Annotated in this window: 19 protein-coding genes and 2 tRNA genes; 14 read left to right on the top strand and 7 right to left on the bottom strand. The window is 70.3% G+C overall.

Translation table 11 applies throughout. The features are described from left to right. Positions 1-10 precede the first annotated feature (10 nt). The 7 genes from ACTWLI_RS08180 to nrfD all read left to right on the top strand — a co-directional run bounded on the left by ACTWLI_RS08180 (position 11) and on the right by nrfD (position 9,763). Positions 11-1,774 (top strand): glycoside hydrolase family 15 protein, encoded by a 1,764-nt coding sequence (locus ACTWLI_RS08180; protein WP_445153429.1) that lies wholly within the window; start codon positions 11-13, stop codon positions 1,772-1,774. Between the two features lie 115 nt (positions 1,775-1,889). After that, positions 1,890-2,189 (top strand): YegP family protein, encoded by a 300-nt coding sequence (locus ACTWLI_RS08185; RefSeq protein WP_445153430.1) that lies wholly within the window; start codon positions 1,890-1,892, stop codon positions 2,187-2,189. A 1-nt stretch (position 2,190) separates the two neighbouring features. Beyond that, positions 2,191-2,883, top strand: coding sequence for an HAD family hydrolase (locus tag ACTWLI_RS08190; protein WP_445153431.1), 693 nt, complete (start codon positions 2,191-2,193; stop codon positions 2,881-2,883). Between the two features lie 67 nt (positions 2,884-2,950). Then, the gene (locus tag ACTWLI_RS08195) at positions 2,951-4,126 is read left to right on the top strand and encodes a zinc-dependent alcohol dehydrogenase (RefSeq protein WP_445153432.1); all 1,176 of its coding nucleotides are present in this window, start codon (positions 2,951-2,953) and stop codon (positions 4,124-4,126) included. A 135-nt stretch (positions 4,127-4,261) separates the two neighbouring features. After that, positions 4,262-7,570 (top strand): formate dehydrogenase, encoded by a 3,309-nt coding sequence (gene fdh, locus ACTWLI_RS08200; RefSeq protein ID WP_445153433.1) that lies wholly within the window; start codon positions 4,262-4,264, stop codon positions 7,568-7,570. 100 nt (positions 7,571-7,670) lie between these two features. Beyond that, entirely contained in the window at positions 7,671-8,675 is a 1,005-nt protein-coding gene (locus tag ACTWLI_RS08205; protein ID WP_445153434.1) for a 4Fe-4S dicluster domain-containing protein, read from the top strand. Beyond that, positions 8,672-9,763 carry an NrfD/PsrC family molybdoenzyme membrane anchor subunit gene (nrfD, locus tag ACTWLI_RS08210; protein WP_445153435.1) on the top strand — a complete coding sequence of 364 codons (1,092 nt, stop codon included), beginning with the start codon at positions 8,672-8,674 and terminating at the stop codon, positions 9,761-9,763. Before ACTWLI_RS08205 ends, nrfD begins: the two co-directional genes overlap by 4 nt. Before the next feature lie 61 nt (positions 9,764-9,824). On the opposite strand, the gene selD is transcribed toward nrfD, so the two are convergent. After that, complete coding sequence (gene selD, locus ACTWLI_RS08215; protein ID WP_445156146.1) at positions 9,825-10,826, bottom strand: selenide, water dikinase SelD; 1,002 nt, start codon at positions 10,824-10,826, stop codon at positions 9,825-9,827. A 64-nt stretch (positions 10,827-10,890) separates the two neighbouring features. On the opposite strand from selD, the gene ACTWLI_RS08220 reads away from it, so the two are divergent. The 3 genes from ACTWLI_RS08220 (at position 10,891) to selB (ending at position 14,152) form a co-directional block, all read left to right on the top strand. Further along, positions 10,891-10,985: transfer RNA gene (locus ACTWLI_RS08220), tRNA-Sec, on the top strand. 35 nt (positions 10,986-11,020) lie between these two features. Next, positions 11,021-12,352, top strand: coding sequence for an L-seryl-tRNA(Sec) selenium transferase (gene selA, locus ACTWLI_RS08225; RefSeq protein WP_445153436.1), 1,332 nt, complete (start codon positions 11,021-11,023; stop codon positions 12,350-12,352). 3 nt (positions 12,353-12,355) lie between these two features. Then, positions 12,356-14,152: a selenocysteine-specific translation elongation factor gene (selB, locus tag ACTWLI_RS08230; RefSeq protein ID WP_445153437.1), complete on the top strand. Its 1,797-nt coding sequence runs from the start codon at positions 12,356-12,358 to the stop codon at positions 14,150-14,152. 94 nt (positions 14,153-14,246) lie between these two features. On the opposite strand, the gene ACTWLI_RS08235 is transcribed toward selB, so the two are convergent. Further along, positions 14,247-15,188 (bottom strand): CHAD domain-containing protein, encoded by a 942-nt coding sequence (locus tag ACTWLI_RS08235; RefSeq protein ID WP_445153438.1) that lies wholly within the window; start codon positions 15,186-15,188, stop codon positions 14,247-14,249. Positions 15,189-15,335: 147 nt separating this feature from the next. Between ACTWLI_RS08235 and ACTWLI_RS08240 the strand changes: the two genes are divergently transcribed. Continuing rightward, entirely contained in the window at positions 15,336-16,094 is a 759-nt protein-coding gene (locus ACTWLI_RS08240) for an SDR family oxidoreductase (protein ID WP_445153439.1), read from the top strand. Positions 16,095-16,166: 72 nt separating this feature from the next. On the opposite strand, the gene ACTWLI_RS08245 is transcribed toward ACTWLI_RS08240, so the two are convergent. From ACTWLI_RS08245 to ACTWLI_RS08255, 3 genes are read right to left on the bottom strand one after another with little or no spacing between them, the layout of a single operon-like run. Next, positions 16,167-16,574, bottom strand: coding sequence for a sterol carrier family protein (locus ACTWLI_RS08245; RefSeq protein ID WP_445153440.1), 408 nt, complete (start codon positions 16,572-16,574; stop codon positions 16,167-16,169). Between the two features lie 2 nt (positions 16,575-16,576). After that, complete coding sequence (locus tag ACTWLI_RS08250) at positions 16,577-17,593, bottom strand: asparaginase (RefSeq protein ID WP_445153441.1); 1,017 nt, start codon at positions 17,591-17,593, stop codon at positions 16,577-16,579. Positions 17,594-17,633: 40 nt separating this feature from the next. After that, positions 17,634-19,250, bottom strand: a complete 1,617-nt coding sequence (locus ACTWLI_RS08255; protein WP_445153442.1) for a molybdopterin-dependent oxidoreductase — start codon at positions 19,248-19,250, stop codon at positions 17,634-17,636. A gap of 252 nt (positions 19,251-19,502) precedes the next feature. Between ACTWLI_RS08255 and purD the strand changes: the two genes are divergently transcribed. Both purD and ACTWLI_RS08265 read left to right on the top strand, forming a co-directional pair. Further along, the gene (purD, locus tag ACTWLI_RS08260) at positions 19,503-20,828 is read left to right on the top strand and encodes a phosphoribosylamine--glycine ligase (protein ID WP_445153443.1); all 1,326 of its coding nucleotides are present in this window, start codon (positions 19,503-19,505) and stop codon (positions 20,826-20,828) included. Continuing rightward, a complete protein-coding gene (locus tag ACTWLI_RS08265) occupies positions 20,825-21,772 on the top strand; it encodes a phosphoribosylaminoimidazolesuccinocarboxamide synthase (RefSeq protein ID WP_445153444.1) in 948 nt (315 codons plus the stop codon). The genes purD and ACTWLI_RS08265 overlap by 4 nt, the downstream gene beginning before the upstream one ends. Before the next feature lie 39 nt (positions 21,773-21,811). On the opposite strand, the gene ACTWLI_RS08270 is transcribed toward ACTWLI_RS08265, so the two are convergent. Next, positions 21,812-23,080, bottom strand: a complete 1,269-nt coding sequence (locus tag ACTWLI_RS08270) for a helix-turn-helix domain-containing protein (protein ID WP_445153445.1) — start codon at positions 23,078-23,080, stop codon at positions 21,812-21,814. A gap of 128 nt (positions 23,081-23,208) precedes the next feature. Between ACTWLI_RS08270 and ACTWLI_RS08275 the strand changes: the two genes are divergently transcribed. After that, a complete protein-coding gene (locus tag ACTWLI_RS08275) occupies positions 23,209-23,427 on the top strand; it encodes a hypothetical protein (RefSeq protein WP_445153446.1) in 219 nt (72 codons plus the stop codon). Between the two features lie 128 nt (positions 23,428-23,555). Here the strand turns inward: ACTWLI_RS08275 and ACTWLI_RS08280 are convergent. Then, positions 23,556-23,632 (bottom strand) — tRNA-Pro (locus tag ACTWLI_RS08280). Between the last annotated feature and the right edge of the window lie 112 nt (positions 23,633-23,744).

A 23,744-nucleotide genomic window follows, 5' to 3' on the forward strand; every position in this document is an offset into this window, starting at 1 on the left:
TGTAAGAACCATGGCACGCATCGAGGACTACGCAATGGTCGGCGACCTGCAGACCGCCGCCCTGATCAGCACCGAGGGCTCCATTGACTGGCTTTGCCTGCCCCGGTTCGACTCGCCGGGCTGCTTCAACGCGCTGCTGGACAGCCCCGAAGCGGGCCGCTGGCTGCTGGCGCCGGCGGACGGCGGCGAATGCACCGTCCGCCGCTACCGCCGCAACACCCTGATCCTGGAAACCGAGTGGGAAACCCCCGACGGCAGGGTCAAGATCATCGATTTCATGCCGCCCCGCGACGGCGCCGCGGACCTGGTGCGGATCGTCGTGGGCGTGCACGGAACGGTCCGGATGCGGGGGGAGCTGACGTTGCGGTTCGACTACGGCAACATCGTCCCCTGGGTCCGGCACGACGAGCACGGCATCCATGCCGTGGCCGGCCCCGACGCCGCGTACCTGGTCACCGGCGCGCCGCTTCGCGGCGAACACCTGCAGACCGTCAGCGAGTTCACCGTCAAAGCCGGCGAGCACGTCCCCTTCGTCCTGACCTGGTCGCCCAGCCACCTGGGCCGGCCCCGCACCATCGACGCCGAGGCCGCGCTCACCGCCACCGAGGGCTTCTGGAAGGAGTGGGCAGGCCGGTGCAAGATCACGGGCCCCTACAAGGACGCCGTGCTGCGCTCGCTGATCACGCTCAAGGCGCTGACCTTCGCGCCGACCGGTGGGATCGTCGCGGCGGTCACCACCTCGCTGCCGGAGGAACTGGGCGGGGAGCGGAACTGGGACTACCGCTTCTGCTGGCTGCGGGACGCGACCCTGACGCTCCAGGCACTACTCGGCGCGGGCTATTCGGCCGAAGCCGCGGCCTGGCGGGACTGGCTGTTGCGTGCCGTGGCCGGCGACCCGGCCGATCTGCAGATCATGTACGGGCTCCACGGCGAACGCCGGCTTCCGGAAGCGACGCTTGACTGGCTGGCCGGGTACGAGGGATCCGCCCCGGTGCGGATCGGGAACGGCGCGGCCGGGCAGCTGCAGCTGGACGTCTGGGGCGAGGTGCTGGACTGCCTGGCCCTGACCCGGAGCTCGCTGCTGCAGGACGGCGACGACGCCTGGGACGTCCAGGTGGCGCTGATGGAACATCTGGAGACGGCCTGGGACAAGCCGGACAACGGGCTGTGGGAGATGCGCGGGCCGCGCCGCCACTTCACCCACTCCAAGGTGATGGCCTGGGTCGCGGCCGACCGGATGGTCAAGGGGGTCCGGGACTTCGGGCTGCCGGGGCCGGCGGACCGCTGGGAAGCCCTCCGCGACCGCATCCACGCCGACGTCATGGCAAACGGGTTCGACGCCGGCCGCAACACCTTCGTTCAGTCCTACGGCCGGCCCGAACTGGATGCCAGTCTGCTACTCATCCCGCGGGTCGGGTTCCTGGCCCCGGATGATCCGCGGGTGGTCGGCACCATCGAGGCCATCCAGCGGGAGCTCAGCCAGGACGGTTTCGTGCTGCGCTACCGGACGGACCAGAGCGACGACGGCGTACGCGGCAGCGAGGGCGTGTTCCTGGCCTGCTCGTTCTGGCTGGTCGAGGCGCTGCTGGGGGCCGGCCGCCGCCGTGAGGCCCGGGAACTGTTCGAACGGCTGCTCGCGCTCCGCAACGACGTCGGCCTGCTGAGCGAGGAGTGGGACGTCCACGCCGCCCGCCAGCTGGGCAACGCGCCCCAGGCCTTCAGCCACTTCGCCCTGGTGCGCAGCGCGGTCCAGCTGCACGCGGCAGGCCACTGACCGGCCCGGTCCAGCGGCCTATCCTGCGAGCGGGGACCGCTGGCTTTTCTCCAGATCTTAGATAAGTATACTTACTAATATCCCCAGGCGGGGTGCAGGATTGAAGGAGTATGCAATGGCTGGATATTTCGAGCTCGTCGATGCGCCCGACGGCGGATACCGGATTCGGATGATGGACGCAGCGGGAGGCCTGATGGCTGTCTCGGTCACCTTTCCCACGAAGCGCGCGGCCGTAGCCGGGATCGCCCAGGCGCGGGAAATCGCCGGCACCGGGCTGGTCCGGGACCGGAGCGGCGACGGCCAGCCCGCCGTGATGGCGGCCATGGCCAAGCGGAGGACCAGCGGCGCCGGCCGGGTCTCCACGCTCTCCGGCGGAACCCTGGCCGCCACCAAGCGCACCCGGGCGCACCACTGACGTGGCAGCTGTACAGCCCCGGGCCGCGGTCCTCTTTGACGTCGACGGGACCCTGGTCGACTCGTCCTACATCCACACCCTCGCGTGGTGGCAGGCCTTCCGCCAGGCCGGCTACGACGTGACGATGGCCTCCATCCACCGCGCGGTCGGCATGGGCGGGGACCGGATCCTGGACCGGCTCCTGCCGGCGGACCGCGATCCCGACCAGGACGCGACCATCATGGCCTCGCACGCCGCCGTGTTCTCCACCTTCTGGCCGTCCCTCCGCCGTCTCGACGGTGCCCGCGAACTGCTGGCCCAGTGCTTCGACTCCGGCCTCGGGGTTGCCCTGGCTTCCTCGGCGAGGGACCGCGACCTGGCAATGCTGCGCTCCACGATCGACGCGGACGCCTACATCCACGCCGCCACCAGCTCCGCCGACGCCAAGGAGAGCAAGCCTGCCCCGGACATTCTCGCCGCCGCCCTTGCCGCCCTCGGCGTGCCCGCTGAGCGCGCCGTGTATGTCGGCGACAGCGTCTGGGATATCTATGCGGCCGCCGCCCTCGACATCCCCGCCATCGGGCTGAGCTGCGGCGGCACCAGCGAGGCCGAACTCCGCGAAGCCGGAGCAGCAGAGGTTTATGAAAGCCCCCGGGCCCTGCTGGAAAACCTTGCCGGCAGCGCCATCGGGACGCTGGCCGCCAGCGTCCGCTGACCCCGGCACACAGGCGCCCGTTCCGCCCCCCAAATTTTCCCTCCAGACCGCAACCGAAAGGCAGCAAATGAAGGCACTTACATGGCAGGGCAAGCGTTCCGTGAGCGTGGAGAACGTCCCCGATCCGGTGATCCAGGAACCCACCGATGCGATTGTGCGCATCACGTCGACCGCCATCTGCGGCTCCGACCTGCACCTCTATGAGACCCTCGGGCCGTACATGCACAAGGGGGACATCATCGGCCACGAGCCGATGGGCGTCGTCGTCGAAGTCGGCAGCGCGGTCACCAACCTCGCCAAGGGCGACCGGGTGGTCATCCCGTTCAACATTTCCTGCGGACACTGCTACATGTGCGACCAGGGACTGCAGTCCCAGTGCGAGACAACGCAGGTCAAGGAGAAGGGCTCCGGCGCGTCGCTCTTCGGCTTCTCCGAACTGTACGGGTCCGTCCCGGGCGGCCAGGCGGAGTACCTGCGCGTACCGCACGCGGACTACGGTCCCATCAAGGTGGGCGCCGACCTCCCGGACGAACGCTACCTGTTCCTCTCGGACATCCTGCCCACGGCCTGGCAGGGCGTGAAGTACGCGGACGTGCCGACCGGAGGCACCCTCGCGGTGATGGGTCTTGGGCCGGTGGGCCAGTTCGCCACCCGGATCGGCAAGCACTTCGGGCTGCGCGTCATCGGCGTCGACCCGGTGCCGGAGCGCCGCGCGATGGCGGAACGGCACGGCGTCGAAACCCTCGACTTCTCCAAGGACGTGGCCGATGAGCTGCGCTCGATGACCCAGGGCCGCGGCGCCGACGCGGTCGTGGACGCGGTCGGCATGGAGGCCCATGAGTCGCCCGTGGCTGCCTTCGCCCAGCACGCGGCCGGGCTGCTGCCGGACAAGCTGGCACAGAAGGCCTTCGAGACCGTCGGGGTGGACCGGGTGTCCGCCCTGCACACCGCACTGGATGCGGTCCGCCGCGGCGGCACCGTCTCGCTGAGCGGCGTCTACGGCGGCAGCGCGACCCCGATGCCCCTGATGCACATGTTCGACAAGCAGATCCAGCTGCGGATGGGCCAGTGCAACGTGCGGCGCTGGACCGAGGACCTGCTGCCGCTGGTGGAAGCCGACGCCGATCCCCTCGGCGTCATGGACCTGGTCACCCACCAGGTCGGCCTGGACGAGGCCCCGGCCATGTACGAGAAGTTCCAGAACAAGCAGGACGGCTGCATCAAGGTCGTCCTGAAGCCGTAGCGGTGCCGCTGCCGGTCGGTCCCCCGGCGGGCCGGCCGGCAGCGAGACTGCCCTTTGACAATACGTAGGAACCCGGACGGACAGGCCAAAAAGCCTGTCCTGTCACTCGTTCCTGGATTGGGATATGCTCCTGAAATGGCACCGCGAAGTTTTCTTCAATGGCCGGTTGTCCGGCAGCTGAGCACGGGCGACCTGCTGGGCCGCGGGCCGTCGGTTACCTCGCCACGGACCCAGGCGATCGCCCCCCGCACCGCCACCGCGGACCGCGTCGTGCAGAGCGTCTGCCCGTACTGCGCGGTCGGCTGCGGACAGCGCGTCTACGTCAAGGACGAGAAGGTTGTCCAGATCGAGGGCGACCCCGATTCGCCCATTTCGCGCGGTCGGCTGTGCCCCAAAGGCTCCGCCAGCGAACAGCTGGTCAACTCACCGGGCCGGCAGACCAAGGTCCTGTACCGTGCCCCGCGCGCCAAGGAATGGCAACGGCTGGACCTATCCACTGCCGTCGACATGATCGCCGACCGGTTCATCGAAAGCCGGCGCAGGACCTGGCAGCAGGAAGACGACGAGGGCCGCCTGCTGCGGCGCACCATGGGCATCGCCTCCCTTGGCGGCGCCACCCTGGACAACGAAGAGAACTACCTGATCAAGAAGCTCTTCACCGCCGCCGGGGCCGTACAGACGGAGAACCAAGCCCGTATATGACACTCCGCCACGGTTCCCAGTTTGGGAGCCTCGTTTGGACGCGGTGGTGCAACGCAATCACTGCAGGACATGGCCAACGCCGACTGCATCATTATCCAGGGATCCAACATGGCCGAGTGCCATCCGGTCGGATTCCAGTGGGTGGCGGAGGCCAAGGCACGCGGAGCCAAGGTCATCCACATCGACCCCCGGTTCACGCGTACCTCGGCGGTCGCTGACAAGCACCTGCCGATCCGGGCCGGATCCGACGTCGTGCTCCTTGGCGCCCTCATCAACTACGTCGTCGCTAATGACCTGTGGTTCAAGGAGTACGTGACCGCGTACACCAACGCGGCCACGCTGGTCCATGAGGACTACCGCGACGCCGAGGACCTGGGCGGCCTGTTCTCCGGGTTCGATCCGGAGAAGGGCGCCTACGACAACTCGTCCTGGGCCTACGATGAGGCCGCGGAAGGCGCCATCGGCGAACCGGCCGGTCCTGAGCACGGCGCCGAGGCCGGCGCCCGGGCCTCCGGTGATACCTTCGGAAGCGGCGGCCCGCCGCTCGAGCACGCCGAGGTACTGCGGGATGACACGCTCCAGAACCCCCGGACCGTCTTCCAGATCGTGAAGCGGCACTACGCCCGCTACACCCCGGAAATGGTGCGCGACATGTGCGGCATCAGCGAAGCGGACTTTGCCTACCTGGCGAAGACCATCACGGAGAACTCCGGCCGCGACCGGACCACCTGCTTCGCCTACGCCGTGGGCTGGACCCAGCACTCCCTGGGCGCGCAGTTCATCCGCGCCGCCGCCATCCTCCAGCTGCTGCTGGGGAACGTGGGACGCCCCGGCGGCGGAATCATGGCCCTGCGCGGCCATGCCAGCATCCAGGGCTCTACCGACATTCCCACGCTGTTCAACCTGCTGCCCGGCTACCTGCCGATGCCCAGCGCCGGGCGGCACGACACCCTGGAGGAGTACCTCAAGGCGAACGCCTCGAAGAACCAGAAGGGGTTCTGGGCCGACGCCGACGCGTACACCATCAGCCTGCTGAAGGCCTGGTGGGGTGACGCGGCGACGGCGGACAACGACTGGGCGTACGACTACCTGCCCCGGTTGACCGGTGCGCACGGGACCTACGAGACCGTGATGAGCATGCTCCGGGACGAGGTGGAAGGGTACTTCCTGCTCGGCCAGAACCCTGCCGTCGGCTCGGCCCACGGCCGGATGCAGCGCCTGGGCATGTCGCACCTGAAGTGGCTGGTGGTCCGCGACCTGAACATGATCGAGTCGGCGACCTGGTGGAAGGACGGCCCGGAGATCGAATCCGGGGAACTGCGCACCGAGGACATCGAGACCGAGGTCTTCTTCCTGCCGGCGGCGACCCACGTGGAGAAGGCCGGGTCCTTTACCCAGACCCAGCGGCTGTTGCAGTGGCGCCACCAGGCCGTGGCCCCGCCGGGCGAGTGCCAGAGCGAACTCCAGTTCTTCTACGAACTGGGCCACCGGATCCGGGAGAAGCTTGCCGGTTCCGCTGACGAACGGGACCGGCCGCTGCTGGACCTGACGTGGGACTACCCCACGGACGACCACGGCGATCCGGACCCCGAGTCGGTGCTTGCCGAAATCAACGGCCGTCACCTGACCGGCCCCGACGCGGGCAAGCCCCTATCCGCCTACACCGAACTCCGCGCCGACGGTTCCACGACGGCGGGCTGCTGGATCTACACCGGTGTCTACGCCGGGGGGATCAACCACGCCGCCAACCGGAAGCCGGGCCAGGAGCAGGGCCCCGCGGCGACGGAGTGGGGCTGGGCGTGGCCGGCCAACCGGCGGATCCTGTACAACCGGGCCTCCGCCGATCCGGCCGGCAAGCCGTGGAGCGAACGCAAGAAATACATCTGGTGGGACGAGGACCAGGGCAAGTGGGTCGGCGACGACGTTCCCGACTTCCCGCCGACCCTCGCCCCCGGCAGCAAACCCGACCCCGCGGTGGGCGGTCCGGCCGCGCTCAGCGGGGACGATCCGTTCATCATGCAGTCCGACGGCAAGGGCTGGCTGTTCGCGCCGAAGGGACTCGTGGACGGTCCGCTCCCGACCCACTACGAGGCCCAGGAATCGCCCGTCGCCAATGGGCTGTACCCGCAGCAGCAGAATCCGGCACGCCTGAAGTACCCGCGGAAGGACAACCTCAGCGCGCCCAGCGCCGGCAGCCCGGGAACGGATGTCTACCCGTACGTGTTCACGACCTACCGGCTCACCGAGCACCACACGGCCGGTGGCATGAGCCGCTGGCTGCCGTACCTGTCCGAACTGCAGCCGGAGATGTTCTGCGAGGTTTCGCCCGAACTGGCCGCCGAGCGCGGACTGGAGCCTTACGGCTGGGCCACCATCATCTCGGCGCGCTCGGCCATCGAAGCGAAGGTCCTGGTCACGGAGCGGATGAGGCCGCTGACCGTCGGGGACCACACCGTGCACCAGATCGGGCTGCCCTATCACTGGGGCGTCGGGAACAGCGCCGTCGTCAGCGGCGACGCTGCCAACGATCTGCTGGGCGTGACCCTCGACCCCAATGTCCAGATCCAGGAATCGAAGGTGGCCTCCTGCGACATCCGCCCCGGGCGCAGGCCGCGGGGACCGGAGCTGCTGGCGCTCGTCGCCGAGTACCAAGAGCGTGCCGGGCTCACGGTGGAGACCGGGAACCGAACGGTGACCGATCCGGCCGCCGAGGGCGAACACCCGGGCGGGCAGACGCCGTGACCCGCGCCCCGGCAACTGCCCCGAACGCAGCACACCTTGCCCGGTCCGGGTGGCGGCACATCGCCGCCGCCCGGACACCGACCCGACGTTGGAGGACCGAATGGGCCAGCTGACCGGACCGACCGACCCCACCGCCGATGCCCACTGGGAGCACAACCATCCGCGCAAGGGGTTCTTCACCGACACATCGATTTGCATCGGCTGCAAGGCCTGCGAAGTTGCCTGCAAGGAGTGGAACCACAACCCGCAGGACGGAGACCTCGAACTGCTCGGGTCCTCCTATGACAACACCGGGTCCCTGGGTGCCAGCACCTGGCGGCATGTCGCCTTCATCGAACAGGGCCAGGAACGCATTGCTGAGGCGCGGGAATCAGGCCGTGCCCTGGTCAGCCTTGGGATGCCGCGAATCGGTCCGCCGGCCCCGCCCAGCGTGGCGGACCTCGCGGACGCCGATACCACCCCGCCGGACACGGCGGACTTCCGCTGGCTGATGTCCTCTGACGTTTGCAAGCACTGCACCCACGCCGGATGCCTCGACGTCTGCCCCACCGGAGCGTTGTTCCGCACCGAGTTCGGCACCGTCGTGGTCCAGGATGACGTCTGCAACGGCTGCGGAACCTGCGTGGCCGGGTGTCCCTTCGGCGTGATCGAGCGCCGCAGCAACGGCACCGTGAAGGTTGCCGCCAGCAGGGAGGAACAGCACGCCAAGCATGCCGACGTCCCCAACGCGGGCGTCGCGCAGAAGTGCACCCTGTGTTACGACCGGCTGGTGGCCGACGAGACGCCCGCGTGCGCCAAGGCCTGCCCGACGACGTCCATCAAGTTCGGCGACCACGACGACATGGTGGAAACCGCCAAGGAACGGGTCGCCACCCTGCACGCCCAGGGCATGACCGAGGCCCGGCTGTACGGCGCGAACGAGAACGACGGCGTCGGCGGAACCGGTTCGGTCTTCCTGCTGCTGGATGAACCCGAGGTCTACGGGCTTCCGCCGGATCCGCGGGTGCCCACAGCCGATCTGCCGAAGATGTACCGGCGGGCCGGCATGGCGGTAGCGGGCATGGCCGTTGCCGCCGCGGTGGCGTTCCTGGGAGGACGCGAGTGACGCTCTCAGAATTCGACAGCTTCCGGCCCTCCGAACCCGCCCGGCGCCGGCGGGAGGGCGGCAAACGCGGCACCGGCCGGCGCCGGGACAACGGTGACGGCTCCCGCGAAATGCCCATGGTGCCGGAACCGGAGTTCACCTCGTACTACGGCCGTCCCGTCGTCAAGCCTGCCCCTTGGGGCGACGACGTCGCCATCTACCTGTTCCTCGGCGGCGTCGCCGCGGGCTCGGCCCTGCTGGGTGCCGGCGGCCAGCTGAGCGGACGCCCGCTGCTGCGGCGGAACGCCAGGCTCGGTGCCCTGGGGGCCGTGGGCCTCGGCGCCGCCGCCCTGGTCAAGGACCTCGGCCGCCCCGAGCGCTTCCTGAACATGCTGCGGACCTTCAAGGTGACCTCGCCGATGAGCGTCGGCTCCTGGATCCTGAGCGCCTTCAGCGCGGGAGCCGGCGTCGCCGCCGTCGCGGAGATCGACCGGATGAGCGGAGAGCGGTTGCCGCTGGGACCATTGCGGGGCGTCCTCCGCGCCGTCGAAGGCCCGGCCGGGCTCGAGGCCGCCGTTTTCGCGGGCCCGCTGGCGGCCTACACCGCCGTCCTGCTGGGCGACACCGCGACGCCGACCTGGAACGAGATGCACGGGGAACTGCCGTTCGTATTCGTCAGCTCCGCCAGCCTGGCCTCCGCCGGGCTCGCGATGGTGACGACGCCGGTCCGCGAGGCCGGACCCGCCCGGAACCTCGCGCTCCTCGGCGTGGTCGGGGACGTGGTGGCGATGAAGATCATGGAACGGCGGATGGATCCGGTGGCCGCGGAGCCCCTGCACCAAGGCAAGGCCGGCACCATGCTGAAGTGGAGCGAGCGGCTTGTCCTGGCCGGGGGACTGGGCACCCTCCTCGGAGGCCGGAACCGGGCGGTCGCGGCCGCGTCGGGACTGGCGCTGCTGGCAGGCTCGGCACTGACCCGCTTCGGCGTGTTCGAGGCCGGGCTCGCCTCGGCCAAGGATCCCCGCTACACGATCGAACCGCAGAAGCGGCGCCTGGCGGCGCGGCGTGCCGCCGGCGTCACCGGCGACGCCATCACCACCGCCAGCTGACGCGCCCGCTGCGGATTACCCGACAGCTGGTGACCCGGCCCAGGCGACCCGAGTCCCAGGACTAGCGGATCCGGATGCCCTGGCCCGCCGTTGTATGGCCGATCACCGGGTAGCCGGGCACCTCGCCCACCACGAGCAGGCCGCCGGAGGTTTGCGCGTCCGCCAGCAGCAGCAGGTCATCCTCCGTGATCCCCTCGCCGGCGTCGAGGTGGGCGCGCACCCAGTCGAGGTTGCGCTTGGTGCCGCCGGAGACGAATCCGTCGCGGAGCGCCTCCCGGGCGCCGTCCACCAGGGGGACGGACTGCAGGTCAATGACGGCGCCGATCCCGGAGGCGCGGACCATCTTGTAGAGGTGTCCCAGCAAACCGAAGCCGGTGACATCGGTGGCCGCCTTGACCCCGGCTGCGACGGCGGCGTCAGAGGCGTCGCGGTTGAGCCGCGCCATCGTCTCTATCGCCTCGGCGAAGATCTCGCCGGTCTGCTTGTGGCGGTTGTTGAGCAACCCGACGCCTATGGGCTTGGTCAGCGTGATGGGCAGTCCGGGCTCGGCGGCGTCGTTGCGCAGCAACCGATCCGGGTGGGCGACGCCGGTGACGGCCATGCCGTATTTGGGCTCCGGATCGTCGATGGAGTGGCCGCCCAGCACCGGGCAGCCCGCCTCGGCGGCGACGCTCAGGCCGCCGCGGAGCACCTCTGTCATGAGTTCCATCGGCAGCACGCCACGCGGCCAGCCGAGGAGGTTGATGGCCGTCACCGGCCGGCCGCCCATGGCGTAGATGTCGGAGAGGGCGTTGGCCGCGGCGATGCGGCCCCAGTCGTAGGCGTCATCGACCACGGGAGTGAAGAAGTCGGCAGTGGTGAGGACCGCCAGGTCCTCGCGGACCAGGACGGCGGAGGCATCGTCGCCGCTGTCCAAGCCGACCAGCACCTCCGGCCCGGGATGTCCGATCAGGCCGCGGACAGCGTCCTCCAGTTCGCCCGGCGGGATTTTGCAGGCGCATCCTCCGCCGTGGGCAAAGCCTGTGAGCCGGATGGGCGCGGCGCCCTCCTCCGGCTCCGGGATGGTTGTCTGGGCCTCGGTCACCCGCCCAGCGTACCCCCAAGGCAACCCTGCTATATTGATGCGCGGTGGCGTCCGGGTCCTGGTGGGCCCCCCGGTCTTCAAAACCGGTGCGGCCGAGCATCTCGGCCTGGCGGGTTCGATTCCCGTCCGCCACCGCCAACTTCAGGCGTCACTGCCGCCGGCCGAGGAGGACCGTGGACCAGATCGACCCCCGGCGACTTATTCCGCGGACGAACGACCTGCTTGCCCTGCCTGCCGTCCGGGAAGCCGCCGGGCGGCTTGGCGGCCACGTCATCCGCGAGCTGGTCCGGGACGTCCAGGACCGGGCCCGGCGCGGCGAACTGGCCCCCGACCTGGTGGGACCGACCCTCACCGCGGCGGTGAACGCCCGCCGGGCAACCACCCTGCGGCCGGTGCTCAATGCCACCGGCGTTATCGTCCACACCAACCTCGGACGCGCGCCGCTCTCGGACGCCGCGAAGGAAGCCCTCGTCGCCGCCAGCGGCTACGTCGACGTCGAACTTGACCTTCGGGACGGGAGCCGCTCCAGCAGGGGAGCGGGCGCCCGGGCGGCCCTGCTTGCCGCATGCCCCGCGGCGGAGGCCGCGCTGGTGGTCAACAACGGAGCGGCCGCACTCGTTCTGGCCACCACCGCCCTGGCAGCCGGCAAGGACGTGGTCCTGAGCCGCGGCGAACTGGTCGAGATCGGCGCCGGATTCCGCCTGACGGACCTGATGGAGTCCACCGGCGCGGTGCTCCGGGAGGTCGGCACCACGAACCGGACGCACCTGGCCGACTACGCGGACGCCCTGGGACCACAGACGGGCTGCGTGCTCAAGGTGCACCCCAGCAATTTCCGGGTTGACGGGTTCACCTCCGCCGTGCCGCTGACCGAACTGAGCCGGCTGACCGTGTCCGGCGGCGTGCCCCTGGTGGCCGACCTCGGCAGCGGACTATTGACGCACGACCCGCTGCTGCCCGACGAGCCGGACGTGACCTCCGCGCTGCTGGCCGGCGCCGACGTCGTCATCGCCAGCGGCGACAAACTGCTGGGCGGCCCCCAGGCGGGCCTGCTGCTGGGCCGCAAGGAGATCATCGAGCGGCTGGCCCGGCATCCCCTGGCCCGGGCGGTCCGCGCCGACAAACTCGCCCTCGCCGCCCTCGAAGCCACCCTCACCGGCGGGGCTACACCCGTGTCCCAGGCCCTGCACGCCGACGTCGAGGAGCTGCGCAGGCGCACCGACAGGCTCGCCGCGGCCCTCGGCGTCGAGGTCGTGGCCCACGCCGGCAGGGTCGGCGGCGGCGGCGCCCCCGGCGTGCCCCTGCCGGGTTGGGCCCTGCGGCTGCCGGAGCGGCTCGCCGGGCCGCTGCGCACCGGCACCCCGGCCGTGCTGCCGCGCGTGCACGACGGCGCCTGCCTGATCGACCTCCGCTGCGTGCCCGCCGGCGACGACGACCGGATCCTCGACGCAGTCCGCCAGGCCCAGTCACATTTTGCGGCCGCCGGCGCCGGGGGAGCAGTCTGAATTATGCACGTCATCGCCACGGCCGGGCACGTTGATTCCGGCAAGAGCACCTTGGTCCGCGCCCTTACGGGGATGGAACCGGACCGGTGGGAAGAGGAACGCCGCCGCGGACTGACCATCGACCTGGGCTATGCGTGGACGACGCTGCCCTCCGGCCGCGACGTGGCCTTCGTCGACGTCCCGGGCCACGAGCGGTTCCTCGGGAACATGCTCGCCGGCATCGGCCCGGCGCCCGTAGTCTGCTTCGTGGTGGCCGCCGACGAGGGCTGGCAGGCACAGTCCGGTGACCACCGGGACGCCGTCGTGGCCCTCGGCATCGAGCACGGAGTGATCGTCCTGAGCCGGTCCGACCGGGCCACAGAGCAACGCCGCGCCGAGGTACTGGCCGGGACCCGCGCGGAGCTGGCCGGAACCGGCCTGCGCGACGCGCCCGCAGTCGCCGTCTCCGCCATCGACGGGACCGGGCTGGACGACCTGCGCGCCGCGCTCGACGACGTCCTCGCCCGGGTGCCGGCGCCAACCCTGACCGGACGGGTGCGGCTCTGGGTGGACCGGTCCTTCACCATCACCGGCTCCGGGACCGTGGTGACAGGGACCCTCGCCGCCGGAACCCTGGCCCGCGGCGACCGGCTGATGCTGCTGGGCGACGCCACCGGGCGGCCGGTGGCCATCCGCGGGCTGCAAAGCTGCGACACCGCGCGGACCTCCGTGGAACCGGTCAGCCGGGTGGCGCTGAACCTCCGCGACGTCGGCCCCGCAGAGATCCACCGGGGCGACGTGCTGGTGACTCCGGACGCCTGGGCCACCACCGCCGTCGTCGGCATCCAGCGCGCCTCAGGCCTGGAATACACGGAGGTGCCGGAGAACATCATGGTGCACGTGGGAACCGCCGCGGTCCCGGCCCGGCTGCGTCCTTTCGGTGCCGACCTCGCCCGTCTGGTCCTCGACCGGGCCCTGCCGCTGGTGCTGGGGGACCGGCTGGTGCTGCGCGACCCCGGGCGGCACTCCGTCCTGGGCGGCGCCCGCATCCTCGACGCCGACCCGCCCGACCTGGTCCGCCGCGGCGACGGGGCCAAGTGGGCGCAGCGGCTCGCCGCGATGGATCCCGCCGGCGACCTCGCCGGGGCGGTCGCGGCCCGCGGGGCGGTCCGGGAGGACCACCTGAGGCGGCTGGGCCTGCTGACCGGTCAGGACCCCGCAGAGTATGACGATATCCACGTCGTGGGGGAGTGGTGGGTGCACGCTCCCGTTCTCGAGGCGTGGCAGCAGCGGTTGCGGACAGCCGTCGAGGAGCTGCGGCAACGGGACCCATTGGCCCCCGGGCTCTCCATGGGAGCCGCGGCCGGCCTGCTGAGCCTGCCGGACGAACGGCTGCTGCCGCACGTGATCGACGGCGCGACGCTCGAGGCCGACGCCGGACACATCCGGGTGCCCGGCAGCCGCGACGACCTCGGCGCCGCCGAGCCCGCCGTCGCCGAGCTGGAGCGCCGGCTTTCCGCGTCCCCATTCCACGCCCCGGAAGCCGATGACCTGGCCGCGCTGGGCTTAGGCGCCCGCCAGCTGGCTGCCGCCGATCGGGCGGGGCGCCTGCTGCGGTTGCGCGACGGGGTCGTGCTGCTACCTTCGGCGCCGGCCCTTGCCATGCGTGCGCTGGCCCGCCTGGAGCAGCCGTTCACTACGAGCCAGGCGCGTCAGGCGCTCGACACCACCCGCCGGATCGCGGTTCCACTGCTGGAGCACCTTGACTCGCGCGGTTGGACCCGGCGCTTGGATGCCGGCCACCGCACCGTAGTGCGCTGACCCGCGGGCGCTAAGTCTGGGCGGCCGGCCGCGCAGTCCGGCCGCGCAGTCCGTGCCGCGTGTTCCAGGGCGGGAGGCAGCGCCTGCTGGGCCGCTAGCGTGGTGGCTGTTTTGTCCTCAACCCGCCCAGCGACGGCCGGGACGCCGAGTCCCAGAAGTCCAGGAAGTCACGCTCGGCGGCGGCCGCCAGGGCCTCTTCCTTTGCGTGCAACCGTCCGTAGATGAAGGCGTTCTCGCCGCTGTCCTGCGCCCGACGGGCCAGCTCCGCCAGCCGCTGCCGTGCCACCACGCTGTCCTGGTGCAGGCCCAGCAACTGCTGGATTTTCCGCGCGGACTTCGCTGTCCGTTTGGCGCTCCGGCGCCGCTTCTTCCCGGTGCGTTTGGGCAGTGAGGCGGCCAACTCGGCCGAGTAGCGCAGCCGTTTCGCCGCCTTGCGGATCTCATGCAGGCCGGCATCACGGGCTTCGCCGTCGTCTGCCCTTGCCGGAAGCGCTGTGACGGCGCGCTGTAACCGCCGCCGGTCTTTTGCCACGATCTTGCCGAACCTCGCTCCGGCAGCGCCGGCGGACTTCGGCGACAGCGCAGCATCGGTGACGAGCCGTTCCAGCTCCGCCAGCAGCTGGGCATAGCGTTCGTTTCCGAGCGCATCCAGGACCGCGTCGAATCCCGCCGCGGCCAGGGCGTTGAGCTCCCCGTCGATCCGGGTGGCGGCCGGACCGTGCGGGCCGGAAACGCCGCGCAACGCCGCAGGCTCCTGGGCGAGCAGCGTCGCGAGCCTCTCGCGGACCACTCCCGGATCGCGCGCCGCGCCCAGCAGCCCCGAGAGCCAGCGCAGTTCGTCCCGGAGTGGTTCCGCGGCGCCGTCGTCGAACAACGGCCGGCCCGAGGCCAGCAGCGAGCGGAGACGGCGGGCCGCAACACGCATTTGGTGGACGGCTTCCGGCTGTTTCCCCCGGACCCCGGGCGCCTGCCGGCGCAACTCGTCGAGCTGCTGGCCCAGGTAGGCCAGCAGGGCCTCGCCCGCGGTGGTTGCCACGCTTCACTCTACTTCGTGGCGCAAGGCCCTGACGTGGGCCGCGAGATGGCAGATCACGGCAATGTTTGTCTCCGGAACTGCCGCGAATTGTCATCTCGGCATAGGCTGTCCGGGACCGTTGTTCCACCGGCCATCCCAGGAGCGCGCATGACACACCACCACCTCGGCCCGCTCGCCGTGGTCACCGGAGCCGGCTCAGGGATCGGTCGGGCGGTGGCGCGGCTCATGCTGGCGGAGGGGTACCGCGTAGTGCTCGCCGGGCGGCGGGAAGCTCCCCTGCTGGAGACCGGGGCGGGCCACGCCCGGGCACTTACGGTTCCCTGCGATGTCACCCGGCCCGACGACGTCGAACGGCTCTTCGCCGCGACGCTGGAGCGGTGGGGGAGAGTGGATGTGCTGTTCAACAACGCCGGCGTGTTCGGCCCCACCGCCTCGGCGGACGAGATCAGTGTGGCGGACTGGGAGGCCACCCTCGCCGTGAACCTGACCGGCTCGCTGCTTTGCGCGGCCGCCGCGGTGCGGGCCATGAAAGCGCAGTCACCCCAGGGCGGCCGGATCATCAACAACGGCTCCATTGCTGCCCACTCGCCCCGGCCCCGCAGCGTGGCCTACGCCGTCACCAAGCACGCGATCACGGGACTGACGAAGAGCATCGACCTTGACGGCCGGTCCTTCGGGATCAGTTGCGGCCAGATCGACATCGGCAACGCCGCCACGGAACTGATGGATGCGATCGGGGTGGGTGCGGGGGCCCTGCAGCCCGACGGCAGCCGCCGGACGGAGCCGACGTTCCCCGTGGAGGACGCGGCGCGCGCCGTCGTGCTGATGGCAGGCATGCCGGCCTCGGCCAATGTCGGCTCCCTCGTCGTCACCGCGGCCGGGATGCCGTTCCTCGGGCGGGGCTGAACCCTCCCCGCCGGCGTGCGGCGGTGCCCACGGTAGCGTCGAGGTGTCGGCCGCAGTGGCGTCGGGGTGCCGCTAGAGCGGAAGCAGCCCCGACAGATCGGCGCGGAGCCCCGACGCGGCGACCCGGCCGGCGTCGACGGCGTCCGCCCAGCGGAGCCGCCCTGTCACCATGCCGAGCCAGGTGGCGGCGTCGCACTCGATGACGTTCGGGGGAGTGCCGCGGGTGTGGCGCGGGCCCTCGATGCACTGGGTCACCCCGAACGGGGGCACGCGGACCTCCACCGAGTTCCCGGGGACCCGGGCGGCGACCTCTTCAAGCGAATAGCGCACCGCCGTCGCGAGCGTGGCGCGGGGAACCGGGGGCTGCGGCGCCGCGGTTCCGGCATCCGGGGTTTCCGCTTCCCCTGCGGCGGCATCCCGCCAGGCGGCCAGCGCCGCCTTGCCCTCGTCCACGGGGATGCGGCGCCTGGGGACTGCCACGGCTAGTCCAACAGCGCCGACACGGCGCTGCCCAGGCGGATCTTGCCGACCGGCCGGCCGCCGCCGAGCACCGGTTCGACGACCCTGTCCAACACGCTGGAGACCTCCGGGATGTCGACGGCGCCCGCGGCCGCGAGCAGGGTCAGGCCTACGAGGGTAGTGGCACGGATGCTGCCGTCGAGGATCTTGATCGCGACCGAGACGCCCTGCGGGGTCGCCATGACCAGGACGCCCTCGGCGCCGATCTTGGCGATGATCCCCAGGTCATCCATCACAATCGTGTTGGCCTGACCCCTGCCCTGCACGGCCCAGGGGTAGTCCAGCATGGAGGTTGCGATCGTCGCGGCGCGGGCGTTGGAGTTCTTGTCACCGGGCGCCTTGGCCAACCGCGAGTACGCGCGGGCCAGGCCGGTGAGGGAGACGGCGGCCACCGGGGCGCCGCAGCCGTCAATGCCGAGGTGGGCGATCGGTTCGCCGCAGTACTCCTCGATCACGGACCGGATGCGCTGCTGGAGGGGGTGGTTCGGCTCAAGGTAGCTGTGGGTGTCCCAGCCGTTCTCCGTGCAGGCCCAGAGGAAGGCCGCGTGCTTGCCGGAGCAGTTGAAAGCCAGCCGCGACTTTCCGCGCTCGGTTTGGACCAGCCAGGTGCGGGCCGTTTCGTCCTCCGGCCATGCCGCCGGGCACTGCAGCTGGTCCTCCTTGGCGCCGGCAGCCTCAAGCATGCCTTCCACCACGTCCATGTGGTCGAGGGACCCGACGTGGCTGCCGCAGGCAATCGCCACCTGCGCGCCGCGCAAGGGGACGCCGGACTGCATGGACGCCAGCGCCTGCAGGGGCTTGAGGGTCGAGCGGGCAAAGACCGGCGTGGTGATGTCGCCAAGCTCCGTGACGACGTTTCCATCGGCGGCGAGCACGACGGCGGAGCCGATGTGCCGGGATTCGACGAAGCCGCTGCGTTCCAGCACTGCCAGTTCGACGGCGGAGTCAACGGTGAAGGTGGCATGCGGGTTCAAAGGCATGCTGCCAGTCTATGGTGCGCGGACCTCCGGACCGGGTTAGCTACTCCACGGTCACCATGATGGATTGCCAGCCCGAGGCGCCGTCGGGCACGGGATCGGCGCGCTGGTCGGTTTGGAGCTCGCCGGTGCCGTCGGTGGCGCGGACCTTGATGTAGTGCGGTCCCGGCGCGGCCTCCCACTCGTAGGACCACTGCCGCCAGGTCACCACGGACGCCTCGGCCGCCAAGACAGCTGCGGTCCACGGCCCGTCGTCGATCTGGACCTCCACCTTGGAGATGCCGCGGGTCTGGGCCCAGGCCGTGCCGCCGAGGGCGACCTTGCCGGCGGGGACCTTCGCGAAGGACTTGGGCACCTCCACCCGGGCCATGGTCTTGATCGGGCCGCGCTCGGACCAGCCGCGCTCCGTCCAGTAGGCCTTGTTGTCGGCGAACCGCGTCACCTCCAGGTCCACCACCCACTTGGTGGCCGAGACGAACCCATAGAGGCCCGGGACCACCATGCGCACCGGATAACCGTGCTCCAGCGGCAGCGCCTCACCGTTCATGCCGATGGCCAGCATGGCATCGCGTCCGTCCTGGAGGACTTCCAGCGGCGTCGACGCGGTGAAACCGTCGACCGAGGTGGACAGGACCATATCCGCTCCCGCGGTCGGCCGGGCCATCTTGAGTACGTCACGGATGGGCATGCCCAGCCACTTGGCATTGCCGGCCAGGTTGCCGCCGACCGGGTTGGAGACACAGGTCAGCGACACGTGGGATTCGATCAGTTGGGCGTCGAGCAGATCCTGGAAGTTCAGGCGGACCTCCTGTTCCACCATGCCGTGGACCCGGAGTTCCCAGGACTGGACGTCGACTTCCGGCACGCTGAGTGCGGTGTCGATACGGTAGAAATCCTTGTTCGGGGTCAGCCAGGGGGTGACGCCGGGCGTCTTGGACTGCACCCCGGCAGGTACGGCGGGCGCCGGCTTGGCCGGGGCGGGGAGTCTCAGGGCGTCGCGCGCCGCCGCCACATTGCTGCGGGCGGCCCCGAGGAGCCGTCCGCCCGTGGCCGCGACCGCCGCTGCCGCGGCGGTGATGCCGGTGGCGGTGAAGAATGCCCGGCGGGTCGTCGCAGGGCGGTCCACCGGTGCCGCACCGCCGTCGTGCGGCGCGCTCTGGGTTTCGTCGAGCCGCCACAGCTTGCCGATCAGGGAGCGGAGGACCAGCAGCCCGGCCAGGGTGCCGAGCAGCGACGGCAGGGCGTCGAGCGGTGAGACGCCGGCCCGGGTCACGACGCTGGCCACGATCACGACGCCCATCACCAGCACGCCTGCGGCGCCGAGGAACCACTTCCGGTACGCCACGATGCCCAGCACGCAGGCCAGCAGCAGGATCGTCAGGCCCATGCCCACGAACAGGGCGGCCTTGTCGTTGGTGCCGAAGGTCGCGATGGCGAAATCCTTCAACCATGGCGGCGTGAAGTCGATGAAGGTCGAGCCCAGCGCCACCAGCGGCGTGGCGCGGGACGAGAAGAACGCGCCGGCCAGTTCCGCAACGGCCAACACGACGGCGGCCGAGACCACGCCGGCCAGTGCGGCAAGGGCCGCGGGACCGGTCAGCGCCGACCGCTTGCCGCGCTTCGTGGTGGTGCCGGGCTTCCGGGTGCTGGGCGTTGTCATACCGGGGATTCGGAGCGGCAGGGACCGCGGATTGGCATGTCCGGTCCTCCGGCGCGGCTGTGGCTAGACCAAGATCGGGCATGTCCGTTCCTGTGGGGCAGGAGTGGGCATAGACCGTTATGCCCACTCCTCGCGACCAGCATTGGGCATGTCCGGTCCCGAAGCGGGGCTGTGGCTGGACCAAAAACGGGCATGTCCGGTGCTAGTCACAGCTTAGGAGCCTGCAAGGTCCACCACGTACCCTTGGGAAGTGTGAAGGTACTTGTCATCGGCCCCGGCGGCCGCGAACACGCCATTGTCCGATCCCTGCTCGCCGACCCGAACGTCTCGGAGGTCCACGCCGCCCCGGGCAATGCCGGAATCAGCAAGCTGGTCCCCACCCACGCCATCGACGCCAACGACCCCGCCGCCGTCGCAGCGCTGGCGACCCGGCTCGCCGTCGACCTCGTAGTCGTCGGTCCGGAAGCGCCACTGGCCGCGGGGGTCTCGGACGCGGTCCGCGAGGCCAGGATCCCGGTCTTCGGCCCCAGCAAGGCCGCCGCGCAGCTCGAGGCGTCCAAGGCCTTCGCCAAGGACATCATGGCCGAGGCCGGCGTCCCCACTGCCATGGCCCGCGTGGCCTCCACACCGGAGGAAGCCGCAGACGCCCTCGACACCTTCGGCGCCCCCTACGTCGTCAAGGACGACGGGCTGGCCGCCGGTAAGGGCGTCGTCGTCACCCGCGACCGCGACGAGGCGCTGGCCCACGCCCAGAGCTGCTTCGACGCCGGCGGTTCCGTGGTTATCGAGGAGTTCCTCGACGGCCCCGAGGTGTCACTGTTCGTGCTCTGTGACGGCACCAACACCGTCGCACTTTCCCCCGCGCAGGACTTCAAACGCATCTACGACAACGACGAGGGCCCCAACACCGGCGGCATGGGCGCCTACACCCCGCTGGACTGGGCCCCCGAGCACCTGGTGGACGAAGTGATCGAACGCGTCGCCCAGCCCACCGTGAACCAGATGGCCCACCGCGGCACCCCGTTCGTGGGCGTGCTGTTCGTCGGCCTGGCCCTGACCTCCCGCGGCACCCGCGTCATCGAATTCAACGTCCGGTTCGGCGACCCCGAAACCCAGGCGGTCCTGGCGCGGCTTCGGACGCCGCTCGGCGGCCTGCTGATGGCCGCGGCCAAGGGCGAACTGGACAAGGTCCAGCCGCTGCGCTGGTCCAAGGAATCGGCGGTGGCCGTCGTCGTCGCCGCCGAAAACTACCCGGGCATGCCCCGCACCGGCGACCGCATCCGCGGGCTCAAGAAAGTCGAGGCGATCGAGGGCGTGCACGTCATCCACGCCGGTACCCGGCTCGACGACGAGGGCAAGGTCGTCTCCGCCGGCGGCCGCGTCCTCGCCGTGGTCGCGCTCGGGGCGGACCTCGTGGAGGCCCGGGAACGGGCGTACGACGGCGTCGAACTAGTCCAGCTCGAAGGCAGCCAGTTCCGCACCGACATCGGAGGCAAAGCCGCCCGCGGCGAAATCAAGGTAACGGCGCCCGGGGCAGCTTCGGCTGTCGCCGCCGCGAAAGCGAAGGCCCAGGCATGAACACCCCCGACTCCGCCGGCACCGCAGCCGGCCTCGCGACCGCGGCCCCTGAACTGCCCGGCTGGAAGCACGTCTATTCCGGCAAGGTCCGCGACCTTTACGTCCCCGCGGACAGCTCCATCACCGAACGCATCGGGCACGACTGCGTCCTGGTGGTGGCCAGCGACCGGATCAGCGCCTACGACCATGTGCTCGCCAGCGAGATCCCCGACAAGGGACGCATCCTCACCCAGCTGAGCCTGTGGTGGTTCGAGCAGCTCGGCGTCGAGCACCACGTCCTCGCCGCCACGGTCGACGGCGGCGTGCCCGCCGCGGTTGAGGGGCGCGCGATGATCTGCAAGAAGCTGGAGATGTTCCCGGTCGAGTGCATCGCCCGCGGCTACCTGACCGGCTCCGGGCTCGTCGAATACCGGGAGTCCGGCACCGTCTGCGGCATTCCGCTGCCGGACGGGCTGGTGGACGGCTCGCGCCTGGCCGACGCCGTGTTCACCCCCTCCGCCAAGGCCGAGGTGGGGGAGCACGACGAGAACATCACCTACGACGCCGTCGTGGAGCTGGTGGGCGAGGATATCGCCGCCCGGCTGCGGGAGCTCACCCTGAAGATCTACACGAAGGCCGAGGAGATCGCCCGCGGCCGCGGCATCATCCTGGCCGACACGAAGGTGGAGTTCGGGGTGGACCCGGCGACCGGCGTCATCACCCTCGGCGACGAGGTCCTGACGCCGGACTCCTCCCGGTTCTGGGACGCCGCCACATACGAGCCCGGCCAGGCGCAGCCGTCCTACGACAAGCAGTACGTGCGCGACTGGCTGACCTCGGCCGAATCGGGCTGGGACCGGTCTTCCGATTCGCCGCCGCCGGCGCTGCCCGACGGCGTCGTCGCCCGCACCCGCAGCCGCTACGTCGAAGCGTACGAAAAGCTGACCGGCCGCACCTTCGCCTAGGTGCTGCTGCCGGCGGCGGCTAGGTCCTGCTGCCGGCGGCTAGGTGCTGCTGCCGGCAGCAGCTGCGGCGCGGCGCTGGGCCAGCCGGATCTCCAGCACGGCGTCCATCGCCTGCTGGACCCGGTCCGAGGCCCCGGCGGCGCTGAATTCCTTCTGCGCCTCATCGAGGAAGACGAGGGCTTCGTCGGCTTCACCGGCGGCCTTGAGCGCCTTGCCGAGCAGGAGCGAGACTTCTCCGGCGGTGTGCTTGGCGAGGACCTCGCGCTCGGCGTGGATTTCGCGCAGTTTCTGCACCGCTCCCACGATGTCGCCGGTCAGGTAGAGCCAGCGCGCCCGGATGAAGGCCACCTCGAGGCGGTCGGTCTTGTTGCCGCCGACGATCGAGAGGGCCAATTCGGCCCGCTCGATGGCGGACAGGGTCTCCGGCTCAACGATGCCGGAGGACAGCCGCACGGCGGCGGAAGCCTTGTTGAAGCGGGCCCAGAGGTCGATGTCGTTAGCCGGGGAGAGCAGCGTGGCGGCCTTCTCGTGGTGCTTGATGCCTTCGGCGTAGTCGTGGCGCATGAAGGCCACGTTGCCCACGACCCAGGCCACCTCGCCGGCGAGCTGGGAGTTGGCCTGGCCCTCCATCTGCTCATTCATCTCCTGGCAGTACTGCCAGGCCTCATCCAGCCGGCCGCTTTCGGCCAGGGCGCCGATCAACGCCCGGAGCGCGCCGATGATCAGGGTGGAGCCCTTCGGGAGCTGGGCGCACAGCCGCACGGCCTCCTGGGAGTTCTCCACCGCCGTCGTCAGTTGGCCCTGGCCCTGCGCCGCCGCGGCGAGCATCTGCCGCGCGCGGACTCCGAGGCCGGCGGACTCGGCCGCCATCGGGTGGTCCAGCAGCCGCTGCACGATGGTCCGGCAGTCGTCCCACCGGCCCTGCTTGATCAGGCACTCGGCCTGCATGTAGGTCATGTTCCACCAGGCGCTGGTGTTCTTGGCCTCCAGTGCGATCTGGGCGGCATTGGCGGCGTGGCTGGCGGCCAGCGGATAGTCACGGAGGTCCCAGGCCTGCCGAGCGTACAGTCCGGCGAGCACGTATTCGGCGTCGCTGACCGAGACGGGCTGGCTCCAGGCTTCGAGCGCCTTGGGCGCGAGCTCCAGGCGGCGGGCCAGTTCCTCGATCACGTCGGCCGTCGGTTCGCGGCGCCCGGTTTCGAGCAGGGAGATGTAACTGGGGGAGTACAAATCCCTCCCCAGCTCCGCCTGCGTCAGCCCACGCTCCAGCCGTTCCGCGCGGAGTTTCTCCCCGAATCCGTTCCCCACGGATACCACCTCATTCCGGACACTTCTTATACTAAATGCTTGACAGTCTCTGTGGAAGAAATTTTACAATGTATGTCAACAAGGGCAGTACTGACTTGGTAACGACTCCGACTCGAATGAGGAACTCTATGTTGAAGAAGATTGCAGCCGGCGTAGCCCTGGCGGGTGCCCTGGCGTTCTCCGCAGCGGCTCCGGCCGTTCTGTCCGCAGGTTCCATCGCCGACACCAGCAGCGTTACCGCCGTGGGCAACTGGCCCGACCCGATGCGGGTCGCCTCGGCCGTGGGCAACTGGCCTGACCCGATGACCTACTCCACCAACGTCGGCAACTGGCCCGACCCGATGTAAGCAGCCAACGGAACAGCCCCGGACGCGTCTGACGCGGCCGGGGCTGTTTTTTGTGCCGGAACGATGGCGGGTGCGCCGCGCCGGGAAAGCAAAAGAGGGCCCTTCGTATGAAGGGCCCTCTTTGTGACTGGTCGGGATGACAGGATTTGAACCTGCGACCTCGTCGTCCCGAACGACGCGCGCTACCAAGCTGCGCCACATCCCGATCCGTTACTTCAAAAGCAACTTCACAAGAGTATCCGATTCCGGCCCCGGATGCGAAATCGGGCCCGGTCCCGGACGCGGCCGCCCGGGTTTCCGGCTCCGAGCGGCGTTGC

This window comes from Arthrobacter sp. Hor0625, from assembly GCF_052567525.1.

Bases quoted from the DNA above. Each gene is read 5' to 3' on its own strand.
- ACTWLI_RS08275 (WP_445153446.1), top strand. From the start codon at position 23,209: ATGTTGAAGAAGATTGCAGCCGGCGTAGCCCTGGCGGGTGCCCTGGCG.
- ACTWLI_RS08255 (WP_445153442.1), bottom strand. From the start codon at position 19,250: ATGACAACGCCCAGCACCCGGAAGCCCGGCACCACCACGAAGCGCGGC.
- ACTWLI_RS08250 (WP_445153441.1), bottom strand. From the start codon at position 17,593: ATGCCTTTGAACCCGCATGCCACCTTCACCGTTGACTCCGCCGTCGAA.
- ACTWLI_RS08195 (WP_445153432.1), top strand. From the start codon at position 2,951: ATGAAGGCACTTACATGGCAGGGCAAGCGTTCCGTGAGCGTGGAGAAC.
- ACTWLI_RS08185 (WP_445153430.1), top strand. From the start codon at position 1,890: ATGGCTGGATATTTCGAGCTCGTCGATGCGCCCGACGGCGGATACCGG.
- ACTWLI_RS08240 (WP_445153439.1), top strand. From the start codon at position 15,336: ATGACACACCACCACCTCGGCCCGCTCGCCGTGGTCACCGGAGCCGGC.
- selB (WP_445153437.1), top strand. From the start codon at position 12,356: ATGCACGTCATCGCCACGGCCGGGCACGTTGATTCCGGCAAGAGCACC.
- ACTWLI_RS08205 (WP_445153434.1), top strand. From the start codon at position 7,671: ATGGGCCAGCTGACCGGACCGACCGACCCCACCGCCGATGCCCACTGG.
- ACTWLI_RS08180 (WP_445153429.1), top strand. From the start codon at position 11: ATGGCACGCATCGAGGACTACGCAATGGTCGGCGACCTGCAGACCGCC.
- ACTWLI_RS08265 (WP_445153444.1), top strand. From the start codon at position 20,825: ATGAACACCCCCGACTCCGCCGGCACCGCAGCCGGCCTCGCGACCGCG.